General features: G+C 35.6%; 19 protein-coding genes. 15 read left to right on the forward strand and 4 right to left on the reverse strand.

The genetic code is table 11. The features are described 5' to 3' along the window. The first annotated feature begins 242 nt into the window (after positions 1-242). Positions 243-3,041, forward strand: a complete 2,799-nt coding sequence (locus tag B8977_RS00715; RefSeq protein WP_084015361.1) for an outer membrane beta-barrel protein — start codon at positions 243-245, stop codon at positions 3,039-3,041. Between the two features lies 1 nt (position 3,042). On the opposite strand, the gene B8977_RS00720 is transcribed toward B8977_RS00715, so the two are convergent. The 3 genes from B8977_RS00720 to B8977_RS00730 form a co-directional block, all read right to left on the reverse strand. Continuing rightward, the gene (locus B8977_RS00720; protein ID WP_084015362.1) at positions 3,043-3,339 is read right to left on the reverse strand and encodes a hypothetical protein; all 297 of its coding nucleotides are present in this window, start codon (positions 3,337-3,339) and stop codon (positions 3,043-3,045) included. A gap of 73 nt (positions 3,340-3,412) precedes the next feature. Further along, positions 3,413-4,675, reverse strand: coding sequence for a D-alanyl-D-alanine carboxypeptidase/D-alanyl-D-alanine-endopeptidase (locus B8977_RS00725; RefSeq protein ID WP_084015363.1), 1,263 nt, complete (start codon positions 4,673-4,675; stop codon positions 3,413-3,415). Continuing rightward, positions 4,672-5,493, reverse strand: a complete 822-nt coding sequence (locus tag B8977_RS00730) for a mechanosensitive ion channel family protein (protein WP_084015364.1) — start codon at positions 5,491-5,493, stop codon at positions 4,672-4,674. The genes B8977_RS00725 and B8977_RS00730 overlap by 4 nt, the downstream gene beginning before the upstream one ends. 116 nt (positions 5,494-5,609) lie before the next feature. Between B8977_RS00730 and tgt the strand changes: the two genes are divergently transcribed. From tgt to B8977_RS00775, 9 genes are all read left to right on the forward strand, one after another. Beyond that, positions 5,610-6,740 carry a tRNA guanosine(34) transglycosylase Tgt gene (gene tgt, locus B8977_RS00735; protein WP_084015365.1) on the forward strand — a complete coding sequence of 377 codons (1,131 nt, stop codon included), beginning with the start codon at positions 5,610-5,612 and terminating at the stop codon, positions 6,738-6,740. Next, positions 6,741-7,835 carry an LptF/LptG family permease gene (locus tag B8977_RS00740; RefSeq protein WP_084015366.1) on the forward strand — a complete coding sequence of 365 codons (1,095 nt, stop codon included), beginning with the start codon at positions 6,741-6,743 and terminating at the stop codon, positions 7,833-7,835. 116 nt (positions 7,836-7,951) lie between these two features. After that, entirely contained in the window at positions 7,952-8,584 is a 633-nt protein-coding gene (locus tag B8977_RS00745; RefSeq protein WP_084015367.1) for a response regulator transcription factor, read from the forward strand. A 12-nt stretch (positions 8,585-8,596) separates the two neighbouring features. Next, positions 8,597-9,295, forward strand: a complete 699-nt coding sequence (locus B8977_RS00750) for a hypothetical protein (RefSeq protein ID WP_084015368.1) — start codon at positions 8,597-8,599, stop codon at positions 9,293-9,295. Between the two features lie 256 nt (positions 9,296-9,551). Further along, positions 9,552-9,944 carry a hypothetical protein gene (locus B8977_RS14970; RefSeq protein WP_143736260.1) on the forward strand — a complete coding sequence of 131 codons (393 nt, stop codon included), beginning with the start codon at positions 9,552-9,554 and terminating at the stop codon, positions 9,942-9,944. Further along, a complete protein-coding gene (locus B8977_RS00760) occupies positions 9,941-10,735 on the forward strand; it encodes a sensor histidine kinase (protein WP_084015370.1) in 795 nt (264 codons plus the stop codon). Before B8977_RS14970 ends, B8977_RS00760 begins: the two co-directional genes overlap by 4 nt. A 77-nt stretch (positions 10,736-10,812) precedes the next feature. Continuing rightward, positions 10,813-11,205 (forward strand): hypothetical protein, encoded by a 393-nt coding sequence (locus tag B8977_RS00765; protein ID WP_084015371.1) that lies wholly within the window; start codon positions 10,813-10,815, stop codon positions 11,203-11,205. A gap of 12 nt (positions 11,206-11,217) precedes the next feature. Beyond that, positions 11,218-12,498, forward strand: a complete 1,281-nt coding sequence (locus B8977_RS00770) for a hypothetical protein (RefSeq protein WP_084015372.1) — start codon at positions 11,218-11,220, stop codon at positions 12,496-12,498. A 17-nt stretch (positions 12,499-12,515) separates the two neighbouring features. Further along, positions 12,516-12,923, forward strand: a complete 408-nt coding sequence (locus B8977_RS00775) for a hypothetical protein (RefSeq protein WP_084015373.1) — start codon at positions 12,516-12,518, stop codon at positions 12,921-12,923. A 71-nt stretch (positions 12,924-12,994) separates the two neighbouring features. Here the strand turns inward: B8977_RS00775 and B8977_RS00780 are convergent, their stop codons facing one another. Further along, entirely contained in the window at positions 12,995-14,272 is a 1,278-nt protein-coding gene (locus B8977_RS00780; protein WP_084015374.1) for an acetyl-CoA hydrolase/transferase family protein, read from the reverse strand. 101 nt (positions 14,273-14,373) lie between these two features. On the opposite strand from B8977_RS00780, the gene thrS reads away from it, so the two are divergent. From thrS to B8977_RS00805, 5 genes are all read left to right on the forward strand, one after another. Next, positions 14,374-16,296, forward strand: a complete 1,923-nt coding sequence (thrS, locus tag B8977_RS00785; RefSeq protein ID WP_084015375.1) for a threonine--tRNA ligase — start codon at positions 14,374-14,376, stop codon at positions 16,294-16,296. Positions 16,297-16,351: 55 nt separating this feature from the next. Beyond that, a complete protein-coding gene (gene infC, locus B8977_RS00790) occupies positions 16,352-16,861 on the forward strand; it encodes a translation initiation factor IF-3 (protein ID WP_394334465.1) in 510 nt (169 codons plus the stop codon). Between the two features lie 67 nt (positions 16,862-16,928). Further along, entirely contained in the window at positions 16,929-17,126 is a 198-nt protein-coding gene (rpmI, locus tag B8977_RS00795; protein WP_084015377.1) for a 50S ribosomal protein L35, read from the forward strand. 92 nt (positions 17,127-17,218) lie between these two features. Then, complete coding sequence (rplT, locus tag B8977_RS00800; protein ID WP_084015378.1) at positions 17,219-17,563, forward strand: 50S ribosomal protein L20; 345 nt, start codon at positions 17,219-17,221, stop codon at positions 17,561-17,563. Positions 17,564-17,647: 84 nt separating this feature from the next. Then, a complete protein-coding gene (locus B8977_RS00805; protein WP_143736262.1) occupies positions 17,648-19,063 on the forward strand; it encodes a tetratricopeptide repeat protein in 1,416 nt (471 codons plus the stop codon). The last annotated feature ends 45 nt before the right edge of the window (positions 19,064-19,108 follow it).

Genomic DNA, 19,108 nt, shown 5'->3' on the forward strand with positions numbered 1-19,108 from the left:
AAAAACCGCCGGCTGTACAAGTCGGCGGTTTTTTTATGGATGAGAGTTTCGTTCGGAACTAATAATGCAATAAAATTTCCTGTTATAAGTTTTGTTATTTACTGCATAAAATAAATTAGAAAGAAATAGATATAAATCCAGAAACAATATCAAAAACATTTTTGATGCTGTTTTATTACTCTATTTTTGTATAAATTATTTACGGGAAGACAGATTATTAAATTGCAATACAAACTTGAAACATGAAAATAATTACCAGATTCAATTTATTCTTCATTTTATTTTTAATTTTATTATTCAAAGCTCAGGCACAAAACACAGTAACCATTTCCGGTACAGCACTCGACGAACTGAAATTTCCAGTAGAAGCAGCCACAGTTTATCTTTCTCAGAAAAAAGATTCTACCGTAATTGATTACACGATTACAGACAAAGAAGGAAAATTTAAACTGGAAATAAAGAAAATCAACGAACCGGTTTTTTTTCGTATTTCAGATGATTTGAACGGAGATTATTTTACAGAATTTTCATCGCTTACAGAAAATAAAGAATTAGGAGAAGTCAGTTTGTCCACTGCAATCAATTTAAACGAGGCAATTATAACCGGTGCGCCCCCGATTCGAATCAAAACCGATACTTTGGAATTTAATGCTTCTTCTTTCAAAGTTCGTCCGGATGCCAATGTGGAAACACTTTTGAAACAATTACCCGGTGTTGATATTGATGAAGACGGAAAAATTACCGTCAACGGAAAAGAAGTAAACCAAATTTTAGTAAACGGAAAACCGTTTTTTGACAAAGATGGGAAAATCGCTTTACAAAACCTTCCTGCCAATATCATCAACAAAGTGCAGGTAACCGATACCAAAACCAAAAAAGAAGAACTTGCAGGTGACAAAGCCAGCGGAAATAATTCGAGTATTAATCTCACGATAGACGAAGACAAAAACAAAGGCTTCATGCTCAAAGCACTTGCCGGATACGGGACAGATGAGCGTTACGAATCGAGCTTGATGATGAATTATTTCAAAGGAAATACAAAGCTGAGCGTTTTGGGCTCTTCGAACAATATCAATTCGGTGGGATTTTCGATGAATGATATTTTCGACAATATGTCGGGTGGAAGAAACCGAAGCATTATGATGAGTGACAATGGTTCTTTTGGGATTAATGGAATTAATTTTGGTGGAAGCGGAAACGGAATCACACAGTCCAACATTGGCGGAATTAATTATTCAGATACCTGGGCTAAAGATATTGATGTCAACGGAAGTTATTTCTATACCGATTCTGATACCAAAAATAACAACAGAACAATTCAACAGAATTTATTGCCGAACAATACCTATACCACGGAATCCGTTTCTACGAGCAGAGATCAATCTTCCAATCACAATTTCACTACGAATTTTGAAGTGAAAATTGACTCTACAAGCAGCATTTGGTTTGAGCCGGGTTATGCGTACAACAAAACAAAATCTTTCAATGATTTCAGAAATTTTTCTGTCAATGAATTGGGCGAATTATTGAACGAATCCACTGGGACATCCAACAATGAACAAACGAAACAAACTTTTTCAAACAATATCAATTTCTTCAAATCCTTTAAAAACAAAACTCAGATAAGCCTCGGATTTTCAAATAACAACAGCCGCGACAAAGGAGATGGGATTAACGTTTCAAACACTTATTTTTATCAGTCTGGAGACGCAGACGACATACGAAATCAATATACGCAAGACCGCAACCGACAAGATGAATTTGAGTTTAATTTCGAATATGAGTTGCCAATTCTGGATTCAGCAAATTTGGCGATAGGTGTGGATTATACCATAAGAAATCTGAGAGACAACACCTACACTTTTGATTATGACGAAGTTTTTGGAGATTATGTAAACGAAAATGAACTTTTAAGTTTTGAATTGTCCTCGGATTTCAACAGTGTAAATCCATTTGCGACCTATAAAATTAGAAAGAAAAAATTCAATGCGTCCTTCAGTGGAGGAGTGGAATTTTTGACGCAGAAAAATAGCGGAAATTATATGTCTGAGAATTATTACCTCAAACAAAATTATGCTTTGCCTACGTTCTCTGTCAACGGGAATTATAGAATGGGAAAAGGATCGTCCATTTATGCGAATTATAATTATGAAGTAAATCTCCCATCGGCGCAGCAGCTTTTACCAATAGAAAATTTAGCAAATCCACTCAATACTTACATCGGGAATCCTGATTTGGAGCCAACCAAAACGCACTCTATTTATGCAGGTTGGAACAATTTCAACTTTCAGTCTAAAACGGGTTACAACATTCATTTTGGAGGAAATTTCCAGGAAGTCGGCATTACGAACTACCGTATCATTGATGAGAATTTTGCCACCACTTCCACTTATAGAAACGTGAAAGGAAATTACAATCTCTGGGGTGGAATTAATTTCAATAAATCATTTACAAAAGACCAAAATAAATTCAGAGTCGGAGGTGGAATTAATATTAATCATTCCAATAACAAAGGTTTTGTGGATGGAGAAGAATTCATTTCAAAAAATTACAGCATCACGCCTCGTATTAATTTCAATTGGGATTTAGGTAATATTCTGACCATCAATCCGAGTTATAATTTGCGTTATCAGTTCAATCAATATGAAAATTACCGCATCGAAGAATCGACTAATATCGTGCACAATATCAAACTGACAACTACGAATTATTGGCCCAAAAATTTTGTTTTCGGAAACGATTTCGGATACACTTACAATTCCAACATTGCAGACGGATTCAAAAAAGATTTCTTTTTGTGGAATACGAGTTTGGCGTACAATTTCTGGAAAGATCAATTGACTTTCAAAGTAAAAGTTTATGATGTTTTAAATCAAAATACTGGTGACAGAAGAACCGTTTCAGATACTTATATTTCCGATGTTCAGAACGATGTTTTGCAGCGTTATGTAATGTTTTCGCTTGGATTCAAACTGGATAAATTTGGAGGAAAATCTGACAAACGTCCGGGAAGAGGCGGTAGAATTATGATTTTTGATTAAATTAATCCATCGCTTTAAAATCAAAATTTACAAACACAAAATCATGTTTGTAGGGATTTCTGGAAACATTCATAGTTGATTTGCTCTGGACAATTTCAGATTCGGAAGTAATCCAGTTTTTCAATTCATCATCGGTTTGATTTCCTATGTCTTTTGCATGAAAAATCAACGAATTTCCTTGTATAGAATCCCAAACCCAAGCTTGGAAAAGGCAGTCAATTTCCCCAAATTTCATTTTAGAAGATAATAAAATCTGGGTGTCAGGGTCTGCGGGAATTTGTTCAAATTTACTAGTCATTGTTTTTATTTTTAAAAATTATATTCAAAAATAAATCTCAATAACGACAAACCGAGACGTTCTACAATAAGGCCTAATAATTATCTCTCACGTGCTCCAACAACTTCTGGGTTTCCTGTCTTACCTGCCAGTTTTCTTTTTGGAAATGGTTGTTCATGACGCTGAAAATCAAAGTTTTTCCGGATTTTGTGATGAGGTAACCGCTCAAGCAGTAATTATTGGAAAGCGTACCCGATTTTGCATAAATGTAAGGAGTGCTTCCACCATAATTTCCTTTTAAAGTTCCGGTTCTGCCGCCGATTGCAAATATGTTGTAAAGTCTTTGCGTTGGAAATTCTTTGTACAATTTATCCAAAACAAAAACCATATCCTTTGGCGAAAATAAATTGTATCTGGAAAGTCCTGAACCATCGACCCAAACAGCTTCTTGCGGCATTCCCTTCAAGTATTTGGAGGTGATGTGCTGAATTGCTTTTTCTGAACTTAGTGAACTCGTGACTTGCGCCGAAACCATCAGTAAAATCTGTTCAGCCAAGAAATTATCGCTCACTTCCATCATGCGTTTATAAACCAAGTCTGATGGCAAGCTGAATAAAGTCTTGGCGTTTTTAGACAAATCTTTGTCTGTCAATTCCACCTCTTTTCCAACTGCATCTGCCAACATTTGACGGATCAATTCGTCTTTTACAACAAAAGGAACTTTGGTCGATGCACCATTTCGGGAACCGACTTTGAATTTATTGTCATAAAAATCTCGGCTGAAAAGGCTCTCTTCGTATTCCACCGAATCTGCTAAAGTTGCCGGAAAAGCGGATGGTTTTCCTTTGCCCTTTTTGATAGTCGCCATGTTTCCGTACAGCGGAAGTTCGCTGCGCTCGGCAGAATAATATTTTTCGTAATCTTCCCAAGACCAACCCAATCCCATACGCGTGCCTTCATATTTTCCCCATCTCAGGAAAATTTTTCCAGGTTCTTTTTTGAGAAAATCCATCACTCTTGTTACTGATTTAAATTCTGGATGTAAGAAGGTTGGATCGCCCAATCCTTGGATGAATAAATTTCCATCTTTCCGTTCGTATCGCAATGCAGGAATAGAATCTTTCAAAGTTTTCATCGCGCTGTAAAGAGAAAGAATTTTGATATTGGATGCGGGCGTAAATAATTTTTCACCATTGTAATTTTCCAATTCTTTTCCAGTTTCGGCGTCTTGAAGGTAAAATCCTACAAATTGAGTTTTGTAAAAATTGGATTCCAAATGGTTTCTGACCCAATCAGATTGCGCATTTAAAATTCCGGAGAAAATAAAACAAATAATAACCAAACTGCGCATCATCATTTTTCCTTATTTTCATTAATAATTCTTATATCGGCGTGTGACGGCGCGATGGCAATTTCATTTGTGTCCAAAATTTGTTTGGTTTCTTTATTTAATTTAAACAAAGCAGTACCATAGTCTTGGCGTTTCACAAATGCGCGCGCAGCGAGGTTTACACGGTCATTGGTAAAATCAGTAATTTCAACAGAAATAGGATTTGATTTCAGAACCAAAGGTTCATTTTCTAATAATTGCTTTAAAACAGATTGTGCTTTTTCTATGTCTTCACTGTGGGAAAAAGCAAGATTGATGTCAATTCGTCTTGTATCTTTTATGGAATAATTAATCACCGGATTGTTAAGTGCGCTGGAATTTGGGAGTGTAACGACTTGTTGTTTGTCGGTAACGATGGTTGTATAAAGAATGCTGATGGATTCTACCGTTCCGGCATTACCCAAAACTTCAATTACATCACCGACTTTGAAAGGTTTAAAAATAATTATTAAAAGCCCTCCTGCAAAATTTGACAAACTTCCCTGAAGCGACAAACCTATACCTGCAGCCAAACCTGCAAGGATTGCCGCAAAAGATGTAATTTGAATCCCTACCGCATTGATGGCAGAAAGAACAACCATCAATTTCAGCAAAATGCTAATGATTGGAAGTATGAATTCTCGAATAGATGCATCGAGGTTTCTTTTAATCATCCTGTTTCGGATGATGTTTTTGATTTTGGAAGAAAGCCAGAAGCCGACTGCCAAAATAAGCAACGCGACGCCTATACTGATGGTGAATTTTACAGCTTCATCGATGAGCCATTCAAACCTTTTTAGATCCATTTTTGAGTGAATTTCAACAAAAATAATTTTAACTACGATTAATTCGGAGTTTCTGTGAATATTTTAACCTTATTTTAGGATATTGAGATTTACAGAAGTAAGTTATCTTTGCGCCGATGAATTTTCAGATAGAACAATCGGATACCCATTCGAAAGCAAGGGCAGGAGAAATCACAACTGCGCATGGCAAGATACAAACGCCTATTTTTATGCCTGTTGGGACAGTAGCAAGTGTGAAATCAGTACACCAGCGAGAATTGAGAGATGATATAAAAGCGCAAATCATTCTTGGAAATACTTATCATTTGTATCTCCGTCCCGGAATTGAAATTTTGAATAAGGCAGGTGGATTGCACAAATTTATGAATTGGGATTTGCCGATTTTGACAGATAGTGGAGGATTTCAGGTGTATTCGCTTTCTGACCGAAGAAAAGTTTCGGAAGAAGGTGTCAGATTTAAATCTCACATCGATGGTTCCTACCACATGTTTTCTCCTGAATACTCGATGGAAATTCAAAGAAATATAGGTGCTGACATCATCATGGCATTTGACGAATTGACTGGAATTCCTGCCCAATACAAAGATGCGAAACGAGCCATGAATGTAACACACCGCTGGTTAGAGCGTTGTAAAACCTGGCTCAATGAAAATCCGTCTTTGTACGGATATGAACAAACCCTTTATCCGATTGTGCAGGGAAATTCATTTCATGATTTAAGAAAAGAATCGGCAGAATATATCGCCAATTTTGGTGCAGAAGGAAATGCCATCGGCGGGCTCAGCGTGGGTGAACCGGAAGATGTGATGTATGAAATCACCGATTTAGTCACAGAAATTTTACCCAAAGAAAAACCAAGATATTTGATGGGTGTGGGTACACCGTGGAACATTTTGGAATGTATCGCACTGGGCATCGATCAGTTTGATTGTGTGATGCCAACCAGAAATGCAAGAAACGGAATGTTGTTTACTTGGAATGGTGTGATGAACATGAAAAATGCCAAATGGAAAGATGATTTCACACCTTTGGATGAATTGGGGACAAGCTATGTGGACAGCGAATATTCCAAAGCTTATGTGCGCCATTTGTTTATTTCTGATGAATATTTAGGAAAACAAATCGCTTCAGTTCATAACTTAGCATTTTATTTGGATTTGGTACGAACTGCCAGAAAGCATATCTTAGACGGTGATTTTACACAATGGAAAAACCAAGTTGTTCCAAAACTTAGACAGAGATTATAATTGAAAATATTCGATAAATATATCGTCAAAAACTTCGTAAGCACCTTCTTTTTCATGGTGATTATATTATCGGCAATCGCTGTGGTAATTGATTTGAGTCAGAAATTGGGAAGGATAGAAGACAACGGTTCAACACCGATGGAAGCACTGACCATGTTCTATCCGTTTTGGGCAGTTTGGCTGGTGAATACATTTTTGCCGGTTGCGGTATTTATTTCAGTGATTTATTTCACATCGCGATTGACGATGCAAACGGAAATTGTCGCTGCACAAGCGGGCGGAATCAGTTTCCACAGAATCACAAAACCTTATCTCATCGTTGCCGGAGGAATTGCTTTGGTGGCTTTGTTTGTCAATAATTTTGCTTTGCCTTGGGCAAATATCAAAAAGAATAAATACCAGTACGAATACCTTTTGAGCAATACAAAAAAAGGTGAATATTATGAGCGGCAATCCATTTCCTCACAGATTTCTTCGGACGAATATATTTTTGCTCAAAATTATGACAGGGTAGAAAAAAGAGGTGCAAGTTTTATCTTTCAACAGTTTGAAAAAGAACAGTTAAAAGAACAAATCATGGCTTCCTCTTTCAACTGGGATGAAAAAGATTCGGTTTATGTTTTGCGAAATGTTTACACACGAAAAGTACTTTCAAATTTCAAAGACAGCCTCTCATATGAAACCACTCTCAAACGGAAGTTCAAAGCAACACCTGATGAAATTTTACCCGAAGGTTACGTCGCCGAGACCATGAATTCTATTGAATTGAACCAATTCATCCAAAGACAAAAATTTAAAGGTTCTGCAAGTGTAAATGCATACATGAATGAATTACAACAGCGAAACAGCTTGCCATTTTCCACTTTCATTTTGACGGTTTTGGCACTTTCTCTTTCCTCCAAAAAACGGAGAGGGGGAATCGGAGTCAACCTCGCAGTCGGAATTTTTCTGGCATTTGTTTATATTTTCTTCAACCAGATTTCATTGACTTATTCCACGCAAGGATATGTTTCTCCGTTCATTGCGGCTTGGATGCCCAACATTACTTTTGGGATTTTGACTGCTTATCTTTACATCAGAAGAGCAAATACTTAAAAATTTATTCAAATAAAATTTAACATTTAAATGATTTAATTTGTTAAATTTAGCTCAGGCATCTTTACCACAAATGTGGAATGGATTTCTACATAAACTCTACTGAAATTTGAAAAATGTTTACTACTATATCCATCGCTATTGTAGAAGATGACAGGCATTATAATAATGCACTGAAAAAAATCATCGATTATGACTCTGCACTGTCTTGTGTGGGACAGTTTTATAATGGGTATGAAACATTGCGCAATCTGGTCGGAATTTCTCCCGATATCGTTTTGATAGACATTAAACTTCCGGATAAAACGGGAATCGAGCTCGTTTCGGAACTAAAACCGATAATGGAAAAAACACAATTCATCATGTGTACCAGTTTTGAAGATGACAAGCACATTTTTGATGCTCTCAAAGCAGGCGCTTCTGGTTATCTGGCTAAGGGAGAAAGTTTGCAAAAAATCATCGCATCAATCAAAGAATGCCATTCAGGCGGAGCACCGATGAGTTTTGGGATTGCTAACCGTGTTTTGCAGTTTTTCAGGCAGGAAGATAGAAAAAAACCTTATCTGGAAGAACTGACCAAAACCGAAAATGAAGTACTCGAAATGCTTTCCCGCGGAATGCTCTACAAAGAAATCGCAGATCAGAAAAATGTAAGCATCGACACCATCAAAAAACAGGCTGGAAGCATTTACCGAAAACTTCATGTATGCAACAAAACGGAAGCTATTAATAAATTAAATAACAATTAAAATTTTGAATTTATGGAAAATCAAGAATTAAACGATCTGCATTGTGAGCAAGTTAAAATTTACATAAAGAAACTGATAGATGAAATTCCTTGTGAGAAAATCAAATCCTCAGATTCTTTCTCAAAAAAAATCCTGGTAAAACCAATCACATTTCAGCAAGCTTTAAATAATAAAATTGCTCTTCAACAATATTTTGGCAATGATTTTTCATATAATTTCTATGTGAAAAAAGCTCAGATGAATAAGATGATAAGTGATAATGATACACTTTACATGCATATCTTTTTTATAAATGAAGTAAGCATAGGGGCTAATAAATTAGGTGTCGTATTTAGGTTTTCCAACCTACCTGAATTCAATACTTCAATAAATTTAGGTTCAAATGAAAATGCATATTTTCTCCAAAACGGAAATGTCAATCAATTTGATAATACTTCACCTCAGTTTACCACCTTGCGATCTCAATTTCTCTCAGGCATTGGTTTACAGGCATCTAAGCCCAATACTTCTCTTACAGAATACATCACTTATGAGGTGGAAGATTTGAAAAAATTTGCAGGATTTGAACATGATTTAATTTTTGAATTAATGTGCACGATACAGAATGGACAAAATAGATTAGGTTTACAAGTATTAATAAATGATACCGATAGAGTTCATCCTACTTTATCGAATATTGGCTATTATGATTTAGGACATATTCGACCATAACATGATTCTGAGCGTACTCTACAGTTTAGTATTGCTATTGGTATTTTTAAAATCATGGATTTTAAACCATAAATATCCTGTTAAGAAACAGAATTATCTTTTTTTCTATTTATTAATTTCTGCAGTTGTAGAGTTTACTTCTCTTATAATTTATTACATAAATCCTGATATAAATGTAGGAATGTTATATAACATTTATGTGTGTACATGTATTTTATTCTTTTTTATCTTTTATCAAAGGATATTGACAAAAATATTGAAAATAATATCAACATACACATTCGTTTTCACGGTTTCATATTTAGTGATTTTCACAAAAGTATCAGGATTTATATTTGATTATAGAATTGTTATTGCAGCAACTCTTTTCTCTATATTAAATACATTATTATGGTTTTATCAAAAAATTAATTCTAATGATACGCAAAAGATAACCGAAGATCCATCATTTTGGATTTCAACTGGATTATTATTGTGGAGTGTTTTTTCTATTTTTAGGATAGTTCCAATGTTTTTGTTAAGCAATATTGATGAAGAGTTTCACGAATTTTTGAGAATGGTTATGTATATTGTAAACATTATTATGTATGGTATGTTTTACATCGCTTTGCTGAAATATGAAAAAATAATACTCACTCCAACAACATGAATGAGTTGCCCTACGAAATAAAACTTACATATATCATTGTCATTGCAATCATGCTGCTATTTGTAGGTTTCATCATTTTCGTGGTGATGACTTACAACCGAAAACAACTCCTTTTCCTCAAAGAAAAACAACTTCGGGAAGCGGAATATCAAAACTCCTTATTACACGAGGAACTGAAACGCCAGCAAGCCATACAAAAAGAGCGAGAGCGCATCTCTCACGATATGCACGATGAGCTCGGCGCCGGCATCTCTGCGCTTAAACTTCAGGTAGAATTCCTCAAACAAAAAGTCTCAGAAGAAGAAACCCAGCAAGACATGCACGAACTTCTTCAAACAGCAGAAAGCATGAACCTTTCCATGCGGGAAATGCTTTGGAGCCTGAATGTCGAAAATGACAATTTGGGTAATTTCGTGCAGTATCTTTGTAACTATGCCGAAAATTTTTTCCGAAAAACCAACATTCAACTCAATTGCATTTATTCTGAAATTAATCCTGAAAAAAATATTTCATCTGAAATCCGAAGAAACCTTTTGCTCTGTGTAAAAGAAGCACTGAACAATATCTACAAACATGCACAAGCAAATCAAATCACTATTGAATTTCATCAGCTCGAAACATCATTTTCAATTGATATAAAAGACAATGGAAAAGGACTTCCCGCGGATTTGCAATACGGAAACGGATTCAGCAATATGAAAATCCGAATGAGAAATATCTCAGGTAAATTTGAATTCATCCCCCGTGTAAATGGACTTCATCTTCAGTTTTCGTTTCCAATTCCACACTGATTTATTCCACAAAAGTGGAATTGATTGGCATCTTCACTGATTCTAATTTTGGGGTATAATATTAATATCTCAAAATCATGAAAACATTATCCATTATCACATTGCTTCTATTTTTTTCATTAACTGTAAATGCACAAAATAAGCAAACTAAAACCGTTTATGCATTTTGCTATGCATACAATTACGATACTAAAATATTGTATGTATCCGATATTGTAAATGGCATTGTAGGCAGCGACACTTATTTTGATGCCAGCAATACAAGTTTAGACTTACAATGGAACGCGAAATTTAAAACGGTAGTTGAAAAATATTTTAATTACAATAGAAACGTCACTGGATTTCCGCCTTTTAGCGATGATTATGAAACAGTTGACGGAGAGCGAACAAGAATTATAGGTAAATACAAACAGGAAGGCTTTGCTATACACCACATAAATTCATTTAGCTACACCAATGAAAAACGCTAAAACTTAATTAACATGAAAACAAAACTACTATTACTCCTTCTGCTTTCCTTTGTAGGAGTTTTGGGGCAGACGGTATCTGAAAAAAGTATATTCAGTGTAAGCTTCCAAAAGGATACAATTAAAGTAGAAAAGGATTCAAAAGATATTTATATAAATATACCACTAAAAATAAAAATTATAGATGCTCAAGATTGGAATGAGCATACATTGGAAATCGAAATAGACCCATTAAACACCAATTTACCCGCAAGTGATTATATAATTTATGACACAAAATATGATTTTAAAGAATTATCTAAAGATAAGGTAATTAATATATTGCTGAAAAAAGATACAATTAACGATAGAGATAGAGTGATAGTTCTGAAACTAAAAACAAAAAAGGGTATAACAGATGTAGGAGACAAAAATCTAGGTGACAATAAAGACATAGTAATTATTGTCAAGTCTCACCAAACAAAATATGAAGGGACAAATGATTACAAAATACTGTCATATGTAGGAACTAATTTTGACATGGTAGAAGGGAAAACTAAAGCAAAGAATCTATTTTTTGCTACTAACATATTTCTCCCTCCGATAAAAAATAAGAATAAGGTAGGGTTTTATTTTAGCTTATATGGAAATAGAACTATGAGTGATATAGATTCTACAGGAAATACACGAAGGACGTACAAGCTCAAACCTATTAGTGATTCAAGCCATATAAAATATACTTCTCAAAATAAAATGATAATTTCAAGAGTATCAGATAATATAGGTGTTCACCTTAGCCCACTTTTTAGAATAATCAAATCCTCTAATCACAATTTAAATTTGTATTACGCACCATCGTTGGAATTTATATGGAGAAAATCTAGTATTACAACAGAGTTTAAAAATCCAAGTGAATTAGATTCTTTAGTTGTTAATACTCATATTCCCGGTATAATAATAATGGATAATATATCCAAAAGGGTTCAAAATGAATATGTATTCAATTTTGGAGGTGTTGGATTATTTTTAGTATATGAAACCAAAGACTTTAGTTTTCGGATAAATTCATCAGTTGGCTATTCATCATACTTCTACCCAAGCAATTTTTTAATTTCAAATCAACAAATGACGGAAAGAAAAAGTGATGTTTTTTTCTCTGGAAGAGCTTGGATAACAGAAAATAAAACAGGTATAACTCTGCAAACAGAGATCATGAATACAGCAATTAATCCAAGGCCATTTTTTGGAGTTACATTATCCAAGGCATTTAAATTAGATCAACTCTCAACTATACTTGCCCCATTAACAAGCAGATAAATTTAAATTTAATAATTATGAAATTACCAATCACTCTCATCATCATCTTTTTAGGATTCGCAACTACATTCGCACAATCCGAATCAGAAACTCTGGAATGGCTCAATACCAAAAAAGCCGAAATTAGAAACATAGAAACCATAACCGTTTCTTATTATGAAGGTAAATTGAGCATTGATTCAGAAATGCTGCATGCTTATGGAAACAACGGAGCTTTTACCAAAATAAATTGGGATACCATAAAAGACATCAAAGCAGATGGCAATTATACGATAACAATTGTTTCAAATTCCATGTACAATGGAGAAAATTCATACATAAAATTATACATCAGCAGCGACCTGACACCCAAATACTACAAAGCCCTCAAACACATGGCAGAACTCAAAGGTGCAAAACTTGTAAATAACAATCTCTTTGATTAAAAAGGAGATTACTCTCTAAACTTTTCAAAAGTCCTTTCACTTTGAATTCTTAGAATGATTAGAGAAAGGACTTACCCAAACCTATCAAAATGCGCTTTCTCCAATTCCTCCCTGTGTTCAGGATGCGCGATGCTGATCAGCATTTTACTGCGTTGCTCCAGATTTTTACCATATAAGTTCACGATGCCATACTCAGTAACGATGTAGTGTGCGGGGCCTCTTGTAGTTACGACCCCTGCACCTTGTTTCAGTAATGGAGTAATTCTCGAAACACCTTTATTCGTAACAGAAGGAAGTGCAATAATTGGTTTTCCTCCCTCCGAAAGTGCCGCACCGCGCATAAAATCCATTTGACCACCGATGCCCGAATATTGATAAGTTCCAATCGAATCTGCACAAATCTGTCCCGTTAAATCTACTTCCAAAGCACTGTTTATAGCAACCACTTTTGGATTTTGACGGATGACCGTTGCATCATTCGCAAACGAAACATTCATAAAAGACAAACTCGGATTGTCATGCACAAAATCATAAACCTTTCTCGTTCCCGCAACAAAAGACGTTACCGTTTTCCCACGAAGTATTTTTTTCTTTTCATTATTAATGACCCCGGTTTCAACCAACGGAACCACCCCATCCGAAAACATTTCCGTATGGATTCCCAAATCCCTGTGATTCCCCAAACAGTTCAAAACCGCATCCGGAATCGCACCGATTCCCGCCTGCAAAGTCGAACCATCTTCAATTAATCCTGCAACATTTTCTCCAATTTTAGTGATGACATCATTTATTTTACTGCCATAATCCACCGAAGGAAGTTCCGCATCGTGCCAAACCATCGCAGAAAATTTAGACGCATGAATCGGAGAATCTCCCAACGTCCTCGGCATTTTTGGATTCACCTGCGCAATTACTTTTTTAGCAGTTCTTACCGCCGTCCAAGCCGCATCTACAGAAGTTCCCAAACTGCAGTAACCGTGATTATCCGGTGGAGAAACTTGAACGATTGCCACATCCAACGGAAAATATCCATTGGTAAACAACAAAGGAATTTCACTCAAAAATATCGGTACATATCCACCATAAGAACTATTTGCCCATTCACGTATATTCGCAGAAACAAACAAAGAATTTAACTTAAAACTATTCGTCACACCCGGTTGTTTCCAGTCTAGATCTCCAAACATGCTGATAGAAACCAGTTCCACATTTTGGATTTCCCCTGCTCTTCTCAGCAATGCATTTAGAAGGTAAAGAGGTGTCGCCGCGCTCCCATGAATAAACACTCTTTCTCCACTGTTGACCGTATTTACAGCTTCTTCAGCAGATATATATTTAAAATCTTTCATGATTAATTTTCAGAATTATTCAAAATTACTCATACTTATCGTTTTATTAAATGATGTATCTCACTAAAACTCGTAAATTTGCACCTTTAAAAATTAATAAAATGATCAACATTTCACTTCCGGACGGGAGCATCAGGCAATATGAGAGCGGAGTAACTCCGATGGACATTGCGCTGAGCATTAGCGAAGGACTGGCGCGCAACGTGCTGTCCGCATTGGTAAACGGCGAACAAGTTGAAGCTTCAACAACGATCACCCAAGACGCTACCGTTCAGTTATTGACGTGGAATGATGATATGGGTAAAAAAGCATTTTGGCATTCTTCGGCTCACTTGTTGGCGCAGGCAATTATGGAATTTTATCCAAATGCAAAACTGACAATCGGTCCTGCAATCGAAAACGGATTCTATTATGACGTTGATTTTGGCGATGAAACTTTTTCTGAAAAAGACTTTGAAAAAGTAGAGAAAAAAATGCTCGAAAATGCTCAGAAAAAATCTGAATTCAAATTGCATCCTGTTTCCAAATCGGATGCTTTGAAGGAATACGCAAATAACGAATACAAAACAGAATTAATTCAAAATCTAAACGACGGAGAAATTACTTTCTGTTCACACGATAATTTCACGGATTTATGCCGTGGGGGTCACCTTCCAAATACCGGATTTGTAAAAGCAGCTAAAATTTTGAACGCTGCCGGAGCTTATTGGCGCGGTGACGAAAAGAACAAACAATTGGTTCGCGTTTATGGAATTACATTTCCAAAACAAAAAGATTTAACCGATTATTTAAATCTTTTGGAAGAAGCCAAAAAGCGTGACCATAGAAAATTAGGGAAAGAATTAGGTTTCTTTACTTTTTCTGAAAAAGTAGGACAAGGTTTACCACTTTGGTTGCCAAAAGGAGCTGCTTTGCGCAGAAAACTTGAAGCATTTCTGATGAAAGCCCAACAAAAAGCCGGTTACGAAATGGTCGTTACGCCCCACATTGGTGCAAAAGAGTTGTACGTAACTTCTGGTCACTGGGACAAATATGGGAAAGACAGTTTTCAACCTATCAAAACACCACACGAAGGGGAAGAATTTATGTTGAAACCCATGAATTGTCCACACCACTGCGAAATTTATAAATCGGCTCAATGGTCGTACCGCGATTTACCAAAACGTTATGCGGAATTCGGAACGGTTTACCGTTATGAACAAAGTGGAGAATTACATGGGTTGACACGTGTTCGCGGATTTACACAAGATGATGCACATCTTTTCTGTATGCCCGATCAGTTATTGGAAGAATTTAAAAATGTAATTGATTTGGTACTTTATGTCTTCAATTCACTTGGTTTTGAAGATTTTGTAACGCAGGTTTCCTTACGTGATCCGGACAACAGAGAAAAATATATCGGTTCCGATGAAAACTGGGAAAAAGCAGAAAATGCAATCATCCAGGCAGCCAACGAAAAAGGTTTGAAAACTGTGATTGAATACGGCGAAGCAGCATTCTATGGTCCAAAATTGGATTTTATGGTAAAAGATGCTTTGGGCAGAAAATGGCAATTAGGAACCATTCAGGTAGATTACAATTTACCTGAAAGATTTGAATTAAGTTATATCGGAGCAGACAACCAGGCACATACGCCGGTGATGATTCACCGTGCGCCGTTTGGTTCTATGGAAAGATTCATCGCGATTTTGCTTGAACACACGGCAGGAAATTTCCCGTTGTGGCTCGCTCCTGATTTATTTATAATACTGCCAATCAGCGAGAAATATCAAGAATATGGAGAAAAACTTTCTAGATTCTTAGAAAATTCCGATATTCGCGGGCTGATTGACAATCGCAACGAAAAAACGGGTAAAAAAATCCGTGATGCGGAAATGAAAAAAATCCCTTATATGTTGATTGTCGGCGAAAAAGAAGCCGAAAATGGTACGGTTTCTGTTAGAAAGCATGGCGGCGGAGATTTAGGAGAAATGACAATGGAGGAATTCCGCAACATGATTACCAAAGAAATAGAAGTTAATTAAAATTATATAAACTATCGCAATCAGAAGAAAAGGCGGACGTGGTCCGGCGCGTGTGATCAAAGAAGATCAACACAAGATTAATGGGAAAATCACCGTACCTGAAGTAAGGGTAGTCGGTGAGGGTATAGAGCCCGGAGTTTATCCGACTCCAAAAGCTTTACAAATTGCTGAGGAAGCAGGTTTGGATTTGGTAATGATTACCGAAAAAGCCGTTCCCCCGGTTTGTAGAGTTGTGGATTATAAAAAATTCCTTTACGAACAAAAGAAAAAAGAAAAGGAATTAAAATCGAAACAACAAAAAGTAGTCATCAAAGAAATCCGTTTTGGGCCTCAGACAGATGACCACGATTATGAATTCAAAAAACGCCATGCGCGCAGTTTCTTGGAAGAAGGTTCTAAGTTGAAAGCTTATGTTTTCTTCAAAGGACGTTCGATTATTTTCAAGGATCAGGGAGAAATCCTTTTGTTGAAATTAGCGCAGGAATTAGAAGACATCGGAAAAGTCGAACAGCTTCCAAAGTTAGAAGGAAAGCGAATGATTATGATGATGGCTCCTAAAAAATAAGCGAAATTCGACCCTCAAAATTCGAATATCGTAAAAGAGAAACAAACGTTTATAAAAACATACAGTTATGCCAAAATTAAAAACAAAATCAGGCGCAAAGAAGCGTTTTAAACTTACCGGAACAGGTAAGATTAAAAGAAAACACGCTTACAAGAGCCACATCCTTACAAAAAAGGAAACCAAACAAAAACGCAACTTAACCAAGACAGGACTAGTTCATGTTGCGGATGAGCCAAACGTTAAACACATGTTGAGATTGAAATAAATCAATCTCAGGTTTATTAAATTATTAACCCTGTGTTGGAGCAAATATCAAGTGGCATTTAATGCCCGCCCACCACAAAAAAATTAAAAATTATGCCAAGATCAGTAAATTCAGTAGCGTCGAGAGCGCGTAGAAAAAAGTTGATGAAGTTAGCCAAAGGTTACTTCGGACGCAGAAAAAATGTATGGACTGTAGCTAAAAACGCAGTCGAAAAAGGATTGGTTTATGCTTATCGTGACCGTCGTCAGAAAAAGAGAAATTTCCGTGCTTTGTGGATTCAAAGAATCAATGCAGGTGCGAGACTTCACGGAATGTCTTATTCACAATTTATGGGTGCTGCTAAAAAAGCCGGAGTCGAATTGAACCGTAAAGTTCTTGCAGATTTGGCGATGAATCACCCGGAAGCTTTCAAAGCAATTGTTGAAAAAGTAAAATAGATTTAATCACATAAACGTTTGTAAATCCCGCCCGAAAGAGCGGGATTTTTTATGCGCATAAATTTTCTTAAATTTCAGCGAACTATGAAAAGGGTTGTTATATTATTTATTTTGTCTTGGGGAAGCTTACTTTTCTCCCAGCCAATCTTTACCCAAGAGGATCTGTTGAAAAAGGCCGAAGAAAACTATAGACTTGTTGAAACCGAACCAGAAGCAGCTTTTAAGGAAACATATAACATTATTAGAGAAGCAACCCGTTCAAATAACCAAGAGGCTGAACTTCGAGCATTGGTAACAAGATGCTTTTATTATAGGATAAAAAATGATTTTGAAAATATGATAATTGCAGCAAGATCATTACTTCAAAAAGCTGAAAAGTATGATAACCATACTTACCAAACCATCGCTAAAAATTATTTTTTTGAAGTCTACAATTTTAATAAACTTTATGATAAAGCTGTAAAAGAACTGGAGCAAGGCTTGCAAATAATAAATAGAAAAAAGACTGAAGATTCGCTTTCTATAGTAGCCAAAGCTAATATCTATATATCATTTGCCAATTATTTTGCTGTGAGAAATGATTTTGGGAACAGGATTAAATACATTAAACTGTCCTTAGCGGAACATGAAAAATTTTCTGATGAAATATACAGACAGCAATTACAGTTTTTAGATTACTCAAATCTTGCGGCGGTTTATATGGATCTGAACACTGATTCAGCAAAACATTATGCCGAATTATCCCTTTCAAAAGACAATGGATGGAGGAGGTCTGATGGAATACGATTCCTGAATTTCTCCATATTAGGAGAGATTGAGTTAAAAAATAAAAAATATGAAAATGCCATTTATTATTTCAAAAAGGCCGAAAAGGTAGTTGATTATAAGAATCCGGTTAATGTTAAAAACCTTTATAGAAACCTTATAGAAACCTACAAGATTTTAAAGGATGATCAAAGAGCGAAGCTATACGAAGCCAAACGTGATTCTTTCAGTTTAGGTATCGTTGAAAATCAAAATAGATCTCTTCACAATTTATTGAAAGAACAGGAAAAAAATGATAAAAGCGATCTGATTTATATTTTTGGTGCTTTTTGTTTTTTTGCATTTGTATTGAGTTTTTTTGTTATCAGGAAAAACATAATTTTGGCTAAACAGGAAAAAGTCAGTGAAGATTATTTGAAAAGAGTAACTGAAAGTCAAGCTGGAATAACTTATTCTAAGTTAGTGGAAATGCTGAAAAGAAATGATGTTGCATTTATGGTACATTTTGAGGAAGCTTTTCCTGAGTTTTCCTCTAAATTAATAAAGCTCAACTCCCAAATATCACATTCTGAAATAGAATTTTCTGCCTTACTCAAGATGAAGTTACCAACCAAAGAAATAGCAAGATATAAATATATTGCTCCTAAAACAGTACAAAACAAAAAGCATCTGATCAGAAAAAAACTAAATATTCCGAAAGATATTGATATATACCAATGGTTTGAAGATTTATAATTTTGTAATATTCTTATAATCAGCATTTTGTAAAATAAAATTATT

This window comes from Moheibacter sediminis (assembly GCF_900176425.1).
Taxonomy (GTDB): Bacteria; Bacteroidota; Bacteroidia; order Flavobacteriales; family Weeksellaceae; genus Moheibacter; species Moheibacter sediminis.

Excerpts from the sequence above, each read along its gene's own strand:
- B8977_RS00745 (WP_084015367.1), top strand. The coding sequence starts at position 7,952 with ATGTTTACTACTATATCCATCGCTATTGTAGAAGATGACAGGCATTAT.
- B8977_RS00750 (WP_084015368.1), top strand. The coding sequence starts at position 8,597 with ATGGAAAATCAAGAATTAAACGATCTGCATTGTGAGCAAGTTAAAATT.
- B8977_RS00715 (WP_084015361.1), top strand. The coding sequence starts at position 243 with ATGAAAATAATTACCAGATTCAATTTATTCTTCATTTTATTTTTAATT.
- tgt (WP_084015365.1), top strand. The coding sequence starts at position 5,610 with ATGAATTTTCAGATAGAACAATCGGATACCCATTCGAAAGCAAGGGCA.
- thrS (WP_084015375.1), top strand. The coding sequence starts at position 14,374 with ATGATCAACATTTCACTTCCGGACGGGAGCATCAGGCAATATGAGAGC.
- B8977_RS00780 (WP_084015374.1), bottom strand. The coding sequence starts at position 14,272 with ATGAAAGATTTTAAATATATATCTGCTGAAGAAGCTGTAAATACGGTC.
- B8977_RS00770 (WP_084015372.1), top strand. The coding sequence starts at position 11,218 with ATGAAAACAAAACTACTATTACTCCTTCTGCTTTCCTTTGTAGGAGTT.
- rpmI (WP_084015377.1), top strand. The coding sequence starts at position 16,929 with ATGCCAAAATTAAAAACAAAATCAGGCGCAAAGAAGCGTTTTAAACTT.
- B8977_RS00730 (WP_084015364.1), bottom strand. The coding sequence starts at position 5,493 with ATGGATCTAAAAAGGTTTGAATGGCTCATCGATGAAGCTGTAAAATTC.
- rplT (WP_084015378.1), top strand. The coding sequence starts at position 17,219 with ATGCCAAGATCAGTAAATTCAGTAGCGTCGAGAGCGCGTAGAAAAAAG.
- B8977_RS00760 (WP_084015370.1), top strand. The coding sequence starts at position 9,941 with ATGAATGAGTTGCCCTACGAAATAAAACTTACATATATCATTGTCATT.
- B8977_RS00805 (WP_143736262.1), top strand. The coding sequence starts at position 17,648 with ATGAAAAGGGTTGTTATATTATTTATTTTGTCTTGGGGAAGCTTACTT.
- B8977_RS00765 (WP_084015371.1), top strand. The coding sequence starts at position 10,813 with ATGAAAACATTATCCATTATCACATTGCTTCTATTTTTTTCATTAACT.
- B8977_RS00725 (WP_084015363.1), bottom strand. The coding sequence starts at position 4,675 with ATGATGATGCGCAGTTTGGTTATTATTTGTTTTATTTTCTCCGGAATT.
- B8977_RS00775 (WP_084015373.1), top strand. The coding sequence starts at position 12,516 with ATGAAATTACCAATCACTCTCATCATCATCTTTTTAGGATTCGCAACT.
- B8977_RS00720 (WP_084015362.1), bottom strand. The coding sequence starts at position 3,339 with ATGACTAGTAAATTTGAACAAATTCCCGCAGACCCTGACACCCAGATT.